Origin of the sequence: Arthrobacter sedimenti, from assembly GCF_042652025.1 — a bacterium.
In the GTDB taxonomy this organism is placed as follows: domain Bacteria; phylum Actinomycetota; class Actinomycetes; order Actinomycetales; family Micrococcaceae; genus Arthrobacter; species Arthrobacter sedimenti.
Genome location: NZ_JBHSDQ010000005.1, coordinates 155,265 through 167,612, shown reverse-complemented (window position 1 = coordinate 167,612; position 12,348 = coordinate 155,265). Strand labels below are relative to the sequence as shown.

The following is a 12,348-nucleotide window of genomic DNA, read 5'->3' as shown; positions in this document are numbered from 1 at the left end:
ACTAGGAGGAGTGCCCTTCTACTTTATGTAGAAAATGGGTGCGACACCGCAAACGTAAACCAGGCCGGCCGTGCGCCGCCTGCAGGGAGGAACCACTGTGGCTGACCAGCATCAAGGAAAACCGCGCAAGCTGCGGACCTCGGTGAAGGGTCCCCTGATGTTCTCGGCATTCTGGGCCGTCGTCGCCTTCGTTGCGGTGTTGATCTTCGCCTCCGGGGGAAGCGCCCGCGCGCCCCGCTTCGACCTCGCCTTCACCGCAGCCGGCATCGCCTTCATCGTCACCCTGGTGATCGCCGCGATGCTGTCCATGAGCTACAAAGAGAACGCGGAACACCTGGGCAAGGGCTCGGGCGTGAACCTCAGCTCTGCGCCCAAGGCATCACCACACGGAGGTTCCGGCCACGGCTTTGGTGCTCCGGGCAGCCAGACCCCGCCGTCCTCCGATGACGGAACGGGCGGCACCCCGCAGCGCTAGCAGGGCAATCCAGCGGCCCGGCATCGTCCGCGGGTGCCACTGGAACGGCCCGCTCCCGCTAGCCCCCCGCCGCCTGCCTTGCGCGGTACGCGGCAACGTGGGCGCGGTTGGCGCAGTTGCCCGTATCGCAGTACCGCTTGGACCGGTTGCGGCTCAGGTCCAGCACGGCCGCATCGCAGTCCTCCGAATCACAGATGCGCAGCCGGTCCATTTCCTTGCTGCGGATGACGTCAGCCAGGGCCATGGCCGCCTCGGTACTCATCCGGTCTGCCAGCGGCGCCTCCGGTGCCGTGGCGTGCAGGTGCCAGTCCCACCCGTCGTGCTTCATCAACTGTGGCAGGGCGTTTGCGTCGCGCAGCAGCCGGTTGACCGTGTCCACGGCGGCGTCCTCATCAGCCGTCCAAACAGCTGCCAGTTCGCGGCGCAGCTGCAGCACGCTTTCCAGTTCCACGGCATCCCGGTTCCGGGCGCCGGAAAATCCTTCCGCGTCCAGAAAGCTGTCCAGGTCGGCAACGGAGGTCAGCCCTTCCCTGCCGTTTGCCGCCGTGTTGATGAGGTTCACCACCGTGCGCAGCGCCACTTCCGTGTCAGGGGCGAAGACCATGTTGACTCCTTACAGCGCCGAAGCGTAATGTCATGAGCATAACCCCACTTTACTCCTGACAGGAGGCGACGGTGCCTGCCGCCAACAACCACAACCCCACCCCGGAACCTTCCGCCACGCGGACCAGCTTCATGGCATCAGGGCTCGGCATCGCGTTGTTCTCCTCGGCAGTCTTCGGCCTGTCCGGATCCTTTGCCAAGTCCTTGCTGGAAACCGGCTGGTCTCCTGGTGCGGCCGTCACCGCCCGCCTCACCGGGGCGGCCCTGATCCTCGCCCTTCCCGCGGTGTCCGCACTGAAGGGCCGCTGGCACCAGTTGGTGGACAACTGGCTCACCATTGTGCTGTTCGGGCTCGTCGGCGTGGCTGCCTGCCAGTTGTTCTACTTCAATGCGGTAGCCCGCCTGTCTGTTGGCGTCGCGCTCCTGCTGGAGTATCTGGCCCCAGTCATCATCGTCCTCTGGCTCTGGGCCGCCAGCCGCCGCCGTCCGCGGGTGCTGACCGCCGGCGGGACGCTGCTGTCCCTGGCCGGACTGGTGCTGGTCCTGGACCTTACCGGCGCCGTGAAGGTGGACCTGGTCGGCGTCCTCTGGGGCATGGCTGCCGCAGTATGCCTGGCCATCTACTTCTTCATCACGGCCAGGGAAAACGACACCCTGCCGCCCATCGTGTTGGCGTCCGGGGGACTCATGGTGGGTGCCGCGGTCATGTGGCTTGCCGCCGCCACCGGCCTGCTGCCCATGGCCTTCACCACCGCGGACACCAATCTGGGACCCTGGACCACGCCGTGGTGGGTGTCGCTTGCGGGGCTGGTGGTGCTGGCCACCGTCCTGGCCTACACCTCGGGCATCATGGCGGCCAGGGCGCTCGGCTCCAAGGTGGCATCCTTCGTGTCCCTCACCGAGGTCCTTTTTGCTGTGCTGTGGGCGTGGCTGCTGCTCGGTGAACTTCCCGGATCTGTCCAGCTCCTGGGCGGTGTCCTGATCGTGGGCGGGGTCATCCTGGTCCGTCTCGACGAGCTGCGTGCCGTGGCGTCCGAAGCCGCCAAGGGCGCGCAGGTGCCGGCCTCACCGCTGGAACACGCGAACGACGTCGAACCCGTCCCCTAGCAGTGCGGATCCTGCAGAGCCCATCGCCCAAAAAAGGGCAGGGACACCGTTTGGTGTCCCTGCCCTCCCGCCAGCGGCGGTAAGCCTAGTGCGAGGCCTGGCTCTGCTCTTCAGCGTTGCGCTTGGCCTGTGAGCCGGCTTCCTTCAGCGCCTCGGCAACCTTGGTGAGCATGGCGGTGTGGGTACCGGACCACTCGTTGCGGAACTTGGTTGCGTCCGGGCCTTCCCAGTTGGTGCTGCTCAGAACCTTGGTGAGAGTGGACTTCTGCGTCTCGATCTCGGACGCTCCTGCCTGAAGCTTGCTGCCGAGCTGGCGAAGCTGCTCAACGTCTGCACCCCAAATAGCCATCAGTTTCTCCTTGTTAGGTCGTGGATCCGAACCAGATCGGCATCCCCAGCGGCCCCCCGGCTCATCCGGAAGATCCATTGCCTAAAACCTATCCCGGCCTCCAAACAGTGGCGATGGGCAGCCCTGCCCATGCCGGGCTCCCCATGGACGCCGGGTGGAGACCATGAAAAAGGGGTCGATCCCAGGCGTTGGAAGAGCCTAGCATGGCGGTATGTGCCGGAATATCCGAACCCTCCACAACTTCGAGCCGCACGCCACGTCCGAGGAAGTGCACGCGGCCGCCCTTCAGTACGTCCGCAAGATCAGCGGCAGCACCAAGCCGTCGAAGGCCAACCAGGAAGCCTTCGATGAGGCGGTCCACGAGATTGCGCACATCACGCAGCACCTGCTGGATTCCCTGGTGACGCAGGCGCCGCCCAAGGACCGGGAGGAAGAGGCCGCCAAGGCCAAAGCCCGCGCCGCGGTGCGGTACGGCGCGGCCTGACCTGTCCTGAACCGGGATTGGCTACTTGCCGAAGCTGCGCAGGCGCAGCGAGTTGGCCACCACCAGGACCGAACTGGCGGCCATGGCGGCACCGGCGATCATCGGGTTGAGCAGCCCCAGTGCGGCCACCGGGATCCCCACCGCGTTGTAGAAGAACGCCCAGAAAAGGTTGGTCTTGATGGTGCCCAGGGTCTTCCGTGACAGTTCGATTGCCTGCGCCACCTGGGCGAGGTCATTGCCCATCACGGTCAGGTCCGCCGCTTCGATGGCTACGTCCGTTCCGGATCCCATGGCAATCCCCAAGTCCGCCTGCGCCAGCGCCGCGGCGTCGTTGACGCCATCTCCGGCCATGGCCACCGTGGCACCCGCGGCCTGGAGCTTCCGCACTGCCTCGACCTTCCCTTCCGGCAGGACGCCGGCGTAGACATCGCCGGGAGCAATGCCGACGGCGTCAGCCACCCGGGCGGCGACCGCGGCGTTGTCGCCGGTCAGCAGGATGGGCCGCAGGCCCAGCGTCTTCAGCCGGGTGACGGCGGCGGCGGAGCCCTCCTTGACGGTGTCCCGCAGGCTGATGATCCCGGCCGGTGCGCCGTCCACCGCCACGCAGATGGCCGTGGCGCCCCCTTCTTCAGCGGCCGCCAGCAGGGCCCGCTGGCCAGCATCCAGGACAACACCGTTCTGCCCCAGCCAGCCGCTGCGCCCTGCCATCACCTGCCTGCCCTCAACGGTTCCCGACACTCCGCCGCCCGGGGCGGAACTGAAGTTCTGCACTGACGGCAAGGTGCCGCCGTCGCTCGCTGCACGCCCGGAACCTGCCGCGGCCGCGATGGCGCGGGCCACGGGGTGCTCGGACGCGGCCTCCACTGCCCCGGCGAGCCGGAGGACGTCCTGTTCAACGAAGCCGGGGAGCGCGGAAATGGCGTCGACGGCCAGGATGCCGGTGGTCACCGTCCCCGTCTTGTCCAGCAGGATGGTGTCCACGGTGCGGGTGTCCTCCAAAACCTGCGGGCCCTTGATCAGGATCCCCAGCTGCGCGCCCCGGCCGGTGCCCGTGAGCAGGCCCACCGGGGTGGCCAGTCCCAGGGCGCACGGGCAGGCAATCACCATGACGGCGACGGCGGCCGTGAACGCCTGGCGCAAATGGCCGCCATCAGCGTCGGGGCCGGCCACCAGGAGCCAGAGCACGAAGGTCAGGACGGCAAGGCCCAGAACCACCGGCACGAAAACGGCGCTGATGCGGTCCGCGAGCCGTGCGATCGGCGCCTTGCCGGTCTGGGCCTGCGCCACCAGCCGGGCCATCTGGGCAAGGGTGGTCTCAGCGCCCACCCGGGTTGCCCGCACCAGGAGGCGGCCGGAGGTGTTGATGGTGGCACCTGTGACGCGGCTGTCCGGCCCCACCTCGACCGGGACGGACTCGCCGGTCACCAGCGAAGCGTCGACGGCGGATGCACCGTCAACCACCACGCCGTCGGTGGCGATCTTTTCGCCCGGGCGGACCACCAGGATGTCGCCCACCTGCAGCCGGTCCGCAGCGATCTTCTGTTCGCTGCCGTTGCGCAGGACGGTGGCGTCCTTGGCCCCCAGGTTCAACAGGGCCTGAAGGGCGTCCCCGGCCTTTTGCTTGGCATTCGCTTCCAGGAAACGGCCCAGGAGCAGGAAGGTGGTGACCACGGAGGCCACCTCGAAGTACAGGCCACCGGACATGCCCTCCATCCCCGGGTGTTCCGTCATCCGCGGGTCCGTCAGCAGCTGCCAGGCCGAGAACAGGTAGGCCGCAGCCACCCCCAGCGACACCAGCGTGTCCATGGTGGAGGCCAGATGCCGGGCATTGATCGCCGCCGCCCGGTGGAAGGGCCAGGCAGCCCACGTGACCACCGGCAAGGCCAGTACCGCGGCCACCCAGCCCCAGTTGGGGAACTGGAACGCGGGGACCATGCTGACCAGGAACACCGGGACGGTCAGGACTGCCGCCAGGATGAGTCGGGGGCGGAGCCGGGCGGCGACGCCGGTCACTTGCTCTGCATGCTCGCTCGTCCCTCCCCGGCGGTTCCCTCGACTCGCCAGCTCGTCCAGGGAACCCTCCCGCCGTGGGCCCTGCTTGGATGCATGCTGCCGCAAGTCCCCGCCGTCGCCGCTCGCGGGCACCGCACCTTCGGCGCTGCCTTGAGTTTCCGCATCGACGGCTGGGTAATGCTGCGGCCGGAGTGTGGCCTTGTAGCCTGCGGCGTTGACCGTATTCACCAGCTGTTCGTCGGTAATGCCCTCCGGGGCCGTGACGTAGGCCGACTCCAGGGGCAGGTTCACTGTTGCCGCAACGCCCTCAAGCTTGCCGAGCTTCTTTTCCACCCGGTTGACGCAGGAAGCACAGGTCATTCCCTGGATGTCCAGTTCGACGATCCGGGTTCCCGGCGGGCGCAGCAGTTCTTGGTGGCTCATGTCAGCTTTCAGGTGTTGGGAGGGTGTTTAGGCTTCGTTGGCGACCACCAGGTAGCCGGCCTCGGCCACGGCTTCCCCGATGTCAGTGGGTGAGAGTTCCTTGTTTGCACTGATGGTCACGGTGGAGATGCCGCCGGCGTTGAGGTCCACCTGCACGTCCTCTACGCCTTCGATGGCTTCGAGTTCCTCGCTGACAGCCGATACGCAGTGCCCGCAGGTCATGCCGGAGACGCTGATGGTTGTGGTGGTGGGGGAGGTGGTGCTCATGGCTTGCTCCTTTTGTAGGTTCCGGCGGTGGCCGGAGGTGGATTGTGGATGGTGTCAGCGAAGCAGCCGGCCGATTGCGTCGGCGGCTTCCTTGACCTTGGCGTCGATGGCTTCAGCGCGGGCATCCGGGTCCGGCTCGGAGGCTGCACCCACCACGCAGTGGCCAATATGTTCCTCGACCAGTCCGAGGCTGACTGCGTGCAGGGCCTTGGTGACGGCGGCAACCTGGGTGAGGATGTCGATGCAGTACTTGTCCTCGTCGACCATCCGGGCGATGCCCCTCACCTGGCCCTCGATCCGCTTGAGGCGCCGCAGGTAGGCATCCTTGTTGCCCGTGTACCCGTGCTGCGGGGCAATGTCCGCCTCTGCGGGAACCTGGTCAGCTGCCGCGGCCGCAACGGCTTCTTCGATAGCGCTCATGCAGTCAACGTATACCCCGGCGGGGTATAAATGCAAGTACCCCCAGGGGGTATATCTGGCCTGTAAGCCCACGCAGGCGGCCGGAGCTGCGGCGGGGCACAAAAAAGCTCCGGAGTGCGTTATTGGGGGATACGCACTCCGGAGCAGCTTTTGGGCAATTCCGTCTTCCACCTAGGTGGACCGTCCTTGCTTGTATTAGCTTACGGGCTGGTACCGGCACTGCGCCAGCATCCCGAATAACTACTTTCGCTTTACTTTAACCGGCCCTTCAATGGTGCGGATTTTCCCAAGGCTAAAAGGCTAGGGCCGGTCTTCGTGGGCCGGCCGGCGGTAGGGGACCACCAGCACCGGGCGGCTTTGGTGGTGGCTGAGCCAGGCGCCAACCGAGCCGCCAAGGGCCTCCGAGAGCCGGTGCGAAAAACCGCGTTCCGAGGTACCCACGATGATGATGGGGGCGTCGAGTTCGGCTGCTACCTGTCCCAGGGCGCGGGCCGGATCCCCTGTGAGGGTGCGGAAGGACCAGTCCACGGAGGCGCCGTCGGACGCCAATTTGTCTACTACGGCCTGAACCTGGGCCTTCAGCTCCGTTGTCAGGGCGGGCATGTCGTCATTGGCGTCCGGTTCCCGGGACGGCCGGTGGGCGGAGCGGGCCGGATCCCATTCCACCAGGTAGCTGGCTTCATCCACGTAGGCGCAGACCAAAGGTGCGGCCAGCCGAGCGGCCAGGGTGGCGGCGGTTTGAAGCACTTCCGGGTGCTGTTTAGGCATGATTCCTACCAGCAGCGGGGTGCCGTTGAAGTGTTCCCCTGTCATGCGGCCCATTGTCCGCCCGGTGAAGGGGTGCGAACAGGTACGTTCGGCCTGGAAGATTTTGAAGGTCCTCGAGTGCCTGGCGCGGAGCGCTAGGAAACGGCAGGGTATGCAGTGACCACAACGTTTTTGCCCCAAGGGTCCTCGGTGTAGCAGCTGATGAGGACCAGCCGGTTGGGCACCATGTCCCACACGGGGCTGTCCTTGAGACCGGATTTCACGAACGTCGTGATGCTCTCCACCCGGTAGCTGATGGTTCCGGCAGCGGTTTCGACATCGAAGCGGTCGCCAACGGCTGCCGCTGAACTGAGGTGGTTGAAGGGGGCATCCGCGCCTTCCCAGCTGTGGCCGATGACGTAGGTGGTGTTGTTCGAACCACTGCCCGGAATGCCGAACGGCGTCAGCCAGTAACCATCCTTGGTGGCAGGGGGTTCAATTGTCCGGCTGGACTGGGCTTCCCCATCCAGGTCCAGGGGGTGGACGGGGACGTCGAACGCTGCGGATGGATACCTGATGCGGAGGGGTTGTGCAGCTGCCGGAAGGGCCGGTCCTGCCGCAGCTATTGTCGGCTCCACGCCGGAGGTTTGGGCGGCTGCGGTTGGATCCGCTGCGGCGACTGCGGCAGGAACGCCCGTCCCGGCGATGGGAGCTCCGCCGGCCGAGGCAGGTGCCGGCGAAGTGTGGGTGGGGGACGCTGCGCCACCGGCAATGATCACAGCGGCCGCAGGACCATTCCCCACGGACAGCGGCGGTGCCGGGTGGAAAAGCGGAGCACCAACGGTGAACGACAGGAAAGTGAGGACACCGCAGAAGAGGATGGCGAGGTCGCCCCGGTTCGATGTCCGCCAGTCGCGCCGCCAAGTGTGGCGCCTGGGTGCCGCGTGCCGGCTCCGGTCTTGTCGCATGGCACTCCTCGGTGGTTAGCGGGATTGGCTGGATTGGAAGGAAGGCGTCCCGCCGGGCACTGGCGGGACGCCTTCCTTGTCAGGGGGCCACGGGTTTGTGGCGGATTGCGGTTACCCGGCGTCGTTCAACGGACGCGACCGGCGGCGGGCTGCCACGGCTGCGCCTGCCGCAGCAAGGGCTCCCACCCCTGCCAGCCAGCCCTGTCCGCCGTCGGAAGCTCCCACCGCGGTCTGGGCGTTGTAGCCCTGGTTGGTGCCCACACTGACGGGCGCGGGCGCGGCCTTCGGTGCCGCGGCAACGTGCTTGGCAGGCGCGGGCTGTACAGGGACCTGGGCCACCACAACCGGTGACTTCACCTCAGGCGCCTGCACGGTTGGGGGTTGTGCCGCGGGCGGTTCCACCGCGGGTGGGTCGACGACGGCGGGTGGCTGCACTACGGGCTGGTCAACGACGGTTGGCTTCTCGGTGGGCGGCGGCGTCACGGGAGGATCGACGGTGGGCGGCGGCGTCACGGGAGGATCGATGGTGGGCGGCGGCGTCACGGGAGGATCGACGACGACGGGCGGCTGCTCGGCAGGCGGTGTTGCCGGAGTTGTGGCAGGAGGATCCACCACAACGGGCGGGTCAATCACTTCGCCGGGCGGCAGTGTCGCACCGCACTCGTTGACGTATCGAAGCTTTCCCTCGTTGGTCCAGTTCTTTCCCTCCGGCAGTTTGGTGGTTGGAGGAATGATGTCATCAGGGTGCTGGTCGTGGCCGCCGGTCCCGTTGGCGTTGAATGACATCTGCGTGAGGGTCTTTCCGTCCCAGTGGCAGGCCACCACCTGGTCAGGGGCGGCTATGGCAGGCGCTGTGAGGCTGAGGAGGCCGAGCCCCACCACCCCCAGTGTGGCTAAGGTGCGTTTCATCTTTTTCCCCATCTGTTTGAGAAACGGGCCATGGCGGGGACGGGCCAGCGGTTGCGCCGTATGCCCCAGCAGCACGGTCAGCTTGCTTTGAGGTTTCAGGCTAGGAGGACCTGCAGGAGGCAGTCGCCAGTAGGGGGTACTCGTCTTTTCCAGCCCCTTGGTGGCCAAGTTACCTGCGGGTACCCGAAACGCTGCCGGGCCCCACCTGTTTCGATGCCGGCACCTTGTCTGCCCCTCCGACTGTGCCTAACGTTTTAAGCGTCAGGGAGGGGAAATCGTGGAGATCTTCATGTGGTGGCTGGACCTGGATCTCGCCAGCAAGGAGTGGCTGCGGCAAAACCTTCGGGCGGACGAACTGCCGCTTCCGGTGCTTCAGGGCATCGCCGAGGCGGGAGGTCCCCACCCGGGCAACCCGGCCGCCGTGCTGAACCCGGCGGACTGGGATTTCATCGAGACGCAGTCGGAGTTCGTGGACTGACCCCCACCTGCCCGGGAGGGGGAGTTGCGGGGCTGAAAACCGTTGCGTTGCTGCCCTTCCGGTGGTTGCATGGTCCGCATGGCAACGGCGGCGGAATCATTTGTCCTGGCAATCGGAACTAAAAAAGGCCTCTGGCTGGCCACGAGCAAGGACCGGCGGGACTGGTCCTTCTCCGGCCCGCATTTCCTTATGTCGGAGATTCCCAGCATCGGGATCGATACCAGGAAGGGCCGCACCCGGATCCTGGTGGGCGTGCGCAGCCCGCACTGGGGTCCCACGGTTGCCCATTCTGATGACCTCGGCGCCACCTGGACGGAGCCGGAGCAGGGTGCCATCAAGTTCCCGGAAGATACCGGCGCAGCACTTGAGCGTGTGTGGCAGATTTTCCCGGACGCCGAGTCCCGCCCGGGTGTTGTGTGGGCCGGCGCTGAACCCATCTCGCTCTGGAAGTCCACGGACGGCGGGGAGCACTTCGAGTTGAATCGAGGCCTGTGGGACCACCCGCACCGCAGTGAATGGGGGGCCGGCTACGGCGGGGCGGCAGCGCATTCCATCGTGGTGAACCCCTCGGGTGAGACCGTCCACGTCGCCATGAGCACCGGCGGCGTTTACCGCTCGGCCGACGGCGGCACCTCCTGGGAAGCCCGCAACAAGGGGATCTCGGCCTACTTCATGCCGGACCCCAATCCGGAATTCGGCCAGTGCGTGCACAAGATCGCCGCGGATGCCGCCGTCGAAGGCCGGCTCTACGCGCAGAACCACCACGGCGTGTATCGGACGGACGACAACGCGGACAGCTGGAACTCCATCGCCGAGGGGCTGCCTGCGGACTTCGGCTTCGTCATGCTGACCCATCCCCGCCGCGACGGCACCGCCTGGGTGGTACCGCTGAAGGCCGACGGCGAACGCATCCCTCCTGACGGGAGGCTCGCCGTCCACCGCACCGACGACGCCGGGAACACCTGGAAGCGCGTCAGCGGCGGGCTTCCGGAGCACGAATACAACAGCGTCCTCCGGGACGCGGCGTCGGTGGACACCGCCGAACCTGCCGGGGTGTACTTCGGCACGCGGGGCGGAACCGTCTACGCGAGTGCTGACGAGGGCGAGACGTTTATGGAGGTGGCCGCCCACCTGCCGGACGTCCTGTGCGTCCGCGCGGCAGCGGTGGCCGGTGCCTGAAATCTCGGTGCTGCTCCCGAGCGTCCTGCAGCCCCTGGCCGGGGGGCAGTCCGTCCTGACTACGCCCGCTGACGGACCGGTGACGGTGGCAAGCCTGCTCGATGCGGTGGCCTCTGACTATGCGGTGCTGGGCCGGCGGTTGCGCGATGAGACCGGCGCGCTCCGAAGGTTCGTCAACATCTATGTCGACGGCGATGAGGTACGGCGGCTGCGGGGACTGGATACCGAGGTGATGCCCGGCCAGGAGGTCCTGGTGATCCAGTCCGTCGCCGGCGGCTGACCGGCCACCCCCGCACGAACACGCGCTTTGGCTGGCGCGCTTCCTCGGCCACGGAAGTTCGAGCCAAAATCGTTGACAATTTCGTGGGCGATCCGTAGCGTCGGTCTCGTGCAGTACTGAACGGCTGCATCCATTCCTAGCGATGATGCGACAGGAAGGTACAGGGTGGCTGCGAGCCTGAGCCTCAAGGACGTCAACCTGCACTTCGGCGGGGTCAAAGTGCTGCAGGATGTCAGCTTCGACGTCGAGCCCGGCGTCATCCTGGGCCTGGTCGGGCCCAACGGCGCGGGCAAGACGTCCCTGTTTAACTGCATCAGCGGCCACTACAAGCCAAGCTCCGGCTCGATTTCGGTTGATGGAACGGAGGTTTCGGGCAGCGCTCCGTCCCGGCTGGCCCGCTTGGGCCTGGCCCGTACCTTTCAGCATCCAGCCCTGCAGTTGAACGCAACAGTCCTGCAGAACGTGCTCCTCGGCGCCCACACCCGGCTGCCCGGCGGCCCTATGTCCTGGGCGCTCCGGTTGCCCCGCACCGTCCGGGCCGAGCGGGAAGTCCGCGCCGAAGCACTGGAACTCCTTGGCAGGGGAGGTTTGGGCTGGGCGGCGGAGCTGCCGGCCGATGAACTCTCGCACGGCCTGCACAAAGGCATCGAGTTGTGGCGGGCGCTCCTTTCACGGCCCGCACTCCTCCTGCTCGACGAGCCTGCAGCTGGACTGTCCCACGGCGAAGTGGAACAGCTCATCGCAACAGTTAGGCGCCTGCGCTCGGAGCAGGACATCACCATCATCATCGTGGAACACCACATGGGACTGATCTCCGCGCTCACGGACCAGGTTGTAGTGCTGGACCACGGGCGCAAGCTGATGTCGGGCACCGCAGCCGACGCGCAGTCCGATCCACGGGTAATTGAGGCTTACATCGGGAAGGACGCCGCCGATGACGCTGCTTGAACTCAAGGACGTCACCGCATCCTACGGGCCGGTGCAGGTGCTGGACGGGGTCTCACTCAGCGTTCCGGAGGGCGGCTCGGTGGGGATTCTCGGTGCGAACGGTGCCGGCAAGACCACTACCCTGCGGTCCATCAGCGGCACGGTCAGGACCGGAGGGACCATCAGGTTCGACGGCCGTGACATCCGGGGCCTCCGGTCGGACCAGGTGGCGGCCCTGGGCATTGCCCATGTACCGGAAGGCCGCGGCACGCTGGGGCAGCTGAGCGTCCGGGAGAACCTGCTGGTGGGTGCCTATCTCCGCAGGGACCGGAAGGCCATCGAAACGGATATCGACTACTGCCTCGATCTGTTTCCGCAATTGCAGGACCGGGTGGGCTCCCGGGCAGCGGCCCTGTCCGGCGGTGAGCAGCAAATGCTGGCCGTGGGCAGGGCCTTCATGGCCAAGCCCAAGCTGCTGCTGTTGGACGAGGCATCGCTGGGACTGGCGCCGGGCACGGCGAAGACGGTATACCAGGCCATCCGCCGGCTGCGGCTCGAGTCCGGCATCGCCATGCTGGTGGTGGAGCAGAACGCAAACCTCGCGTTCTCACTGGTCGACACCGCGACCGTCCTGGAAACAGGCCGCAACGTCCTTACCGGCACGTCGGCCAAGCTCAAGGGCATGGACGAGATCCGCCGCGCCTACCTGGGGGGTTGAA

At 66.7% G+C, this 12,348-nt stretch carries 16 protein-coding genes; 8 read left to right on the top strand and 8 right to left on the bottom strand.

From position 1 onward, the window contains the following. Positions 1–97: 97 nt before the first annotated feature. A complete protein-coding gene (locus tag ACFO0G_RS13495; protein ID WP_376978198.1) occupies positions 98–475 on the top strand; it encodes a hypothetical protein in 378 nt (125 codons plus the stop codon). A 58-nt stretch (positions 476–533) separates the two neighbouring features. Here ACFO0G_RS13495 and ACFO0G_RS13490 read toward each other — a convergent pair whose 3' ends face one another. Beyond that, positions 534–1,079, bottom strand: a complete 546-nt coding sequence (locus ACFO0G_RS13490) for a CGNR zinc finger domain-containing protein (protein WP_286400515.1) — start codon at positions 1,077–1,079, stop codon at positions 534–536. Between the two features lie 131 nt (positions 1,080–1,210). Between ACFO0G_RS13490 and ACFO0G_RS13485 the strand changes: the two genes are divergently transcribed. After that, positions 1,211–2,185 carry an EamA family transporter gene (locus tag ACFO0G_RS13485; RefSeq protein WP_376978329.1) on the top strand — a complete coding sequence of 325 codons (975 nt, stop codon included), beginning with the start codon at positions 1,211–1,213 and terminating at the stop codon, positions 2,183–2,185. An 85-nt stretch (positions 2,186–2,270) separates the two neighbouring features. Here the strand turns inward: ACFO0G_RS13485 and ACFO0G_RS13480 are convergent, their stop codons facing one another. Continuing rightward, on the bottom strand, positions 2,271–2,534 hold the full coding sequence (locus ACFO0G_RS13480) for a WXG100 family type VII secretion target (protein WP_110545130.1): 264 nt from the start codon (positions 2,532–2,534) through the stop codon (positions 2,271–2,273). Positions 2,535–2,745: 211 nt separating this feature from the next. Here ACFO0G_RS13480 and ACFO0G_RS13475 point away from each other — a divergent pair, with 211 nt between their 5' ends. Then, the gene (locus tag ACFO0G_RS13475) at positions 2,746–3,018 is read left to right on the top strand and encodes a DUF2277 domain-containing protein (RefSeq protein WP_286400511.1); all 273 of its coding nucleotides are present in this window, start codon (positions 2,746–2,748) and stop codon (positions 3,016–3,018) included. A gap of 21 nt (positions 3,019–3,039) precedes the next feature. Here the strand turns inward: ACFO0G_RS13475 and ACFO0G_RS13470 are convergent, their stop codons facing one another. The 6 genes from ACFO0G_RS13470 to ACFO0G_RS13445 all read right to left on the bottom strand — a co-directional run bounded on the left by ACFO0G_RS13470 (position 3,040) and on the right by ACFO0G_RS13445 (position 8,765). Further along, positions 3,040–5,454 carry a heavy metal translocating P-type ATPase gene (locus ACFO0G_RS13470; RefSeq protein WP_376978195.1) on the bottom strand — a complete coding sequence of 805 codons (2,415 nt, stop codon included), beginning with the start codon at positions 5,452–5,454 and terminating at the stop codon, positions 3,040–3,042. A 27-nt stretch (positions 5,455–5,481) separates the two neighbouring features. Then, a complete protein-coding gene (locus ACFO0G_RS13465) occupies positions 5,482–5,721 on the bottom strand; it encodes a heavy-metal-associated domain-containing protein (protein ID WP_286400508.1) in 240 nt (79 codons plus the stop codon). Between the two features lie 54 nt (positions 5,722–5,775). Further along, the gene (locus ACFO0G_RS13460; protein ID WP_376978192.1) at positions 5,776–6,141 is read right to left on the bottom strand and encodes a metal-sensitive transcriptional regulator; all 366 of its coding nucleotides are present in this window, start codon (positions 6,139–6,141) and stop codon (positions 5,776–5,778) included. Between the two features lie 300 nt (positions 6,142–6,441). After that, positions 6,442–6,954, bottom strand: a complete 513-nt coding sequence (locus ACFO0G_RS13455; protein ID WP_286400504.1) for a universal stress protein — start codon at positions 6,952–6,954, stop codon at positions 6,442–6,444. A gap of 89 nt (positions 6,955–7,043) precedes the next feature. After that, complete coding sequence (locus ACFO0G_RS13450; RefSeq protein ID WP_376978190.1) at positions 7,044–7,856, bottom strand: class F sortase; 813 nt, start codon at positions 7,854–7,856, stop codon at positions 7,044–7,046. 111 nt (positions 7,857–7,967) lie between these two features. Continuing rightward, positions 7,968–8,765, bottom strand: a complete 798-nt coding sequence (locus ACFO0G_RS13445; protein WP_376978188.1) for a hypothetical protein — start codon at positions 8,763–8,765, stop codon at positions 7,968–7,970. Between the two features lie 277 nt (positions 8,766–9,042). Here ACFO0G_RS13445 and ACFO0G_RS13440 point away from each other — a divergent pair, with 277 nt between their 5' ends. The 5 genes from ACFO0G_RS13440 to ACFO0G_RS13420 all read left to right on the top strand — a co-directional run bounded on the left by ACFO0G_RS13440 (position 9,043) and on the right by ACFO0G_RS13420 (position 12,347). Further along, on the top strand, positions 9,043–9,243 hold the full coding sequence (locus tag ACFO0G_RS13440) for a hypothetical protein (RefSeq protein WP_286400498.1): 201 nt from the start codon (positions 9,043–9,045) through the stop codon (positions 9,241–9,243). A 69-nt stretch (positions 9,244–9,312) separates the two neighbouring features. Continuing rightward, complete coding sequence (locus ACFO0G_RS13435; RefSeq protein ID WP_376978186.1) at positions 9,313–10,422, top strand: WD40/YVTN/BNR-like repeat-containing protein; 1,110 nt, start codon at positions 9,313–9,315, stop codon at positions 10,420–10,422. Continuing rightward, positions 10,415–10,702: a MoaD/ThiS family protein gene (locus tag ACFO0G_RS13430; RefSeq protein ID WP_286400495.1), complete on the top strand. Its 288-nt coding sequence runs from the start codon at positions 10,415–10,417 to the stop codon at positions 10,700–10,702. Before ACFO0G_RS13435 ends, ACFO0G_RS13430 begins: the two co-directional genes overlap by 8 nt. 165 nt (positions 10,703–10,867) lie before the next feature. Continuing rightward, positions 10,868–11,650: an ABC transporter ATP-binding protein gene (locus ACFO0G_RS13425; protein WP_376978184.1), complete on the top strand. Its 783-nt coding sequence runs from the start codon at positions 10,868–10,870 to the stop codon at positions 11,648–11,650. Then, on the top strand, positions 11,637–12,347 hold the full coding sequence (locus ACFO0G_RS13420) for an ABC transporter ATP-binding protein (RefSeq protein WP_376978182.1): 711 nt from the start codon (positions 11,637–11,639) through the stop codon (positions 12,345–12,347). Before ACFO0G_RS13425 ends, ACFO0G_RS13420 begins: the two co-directional genes overlap by 14 nt. Position 12,348: the final 1 nt, after the last annotated feature.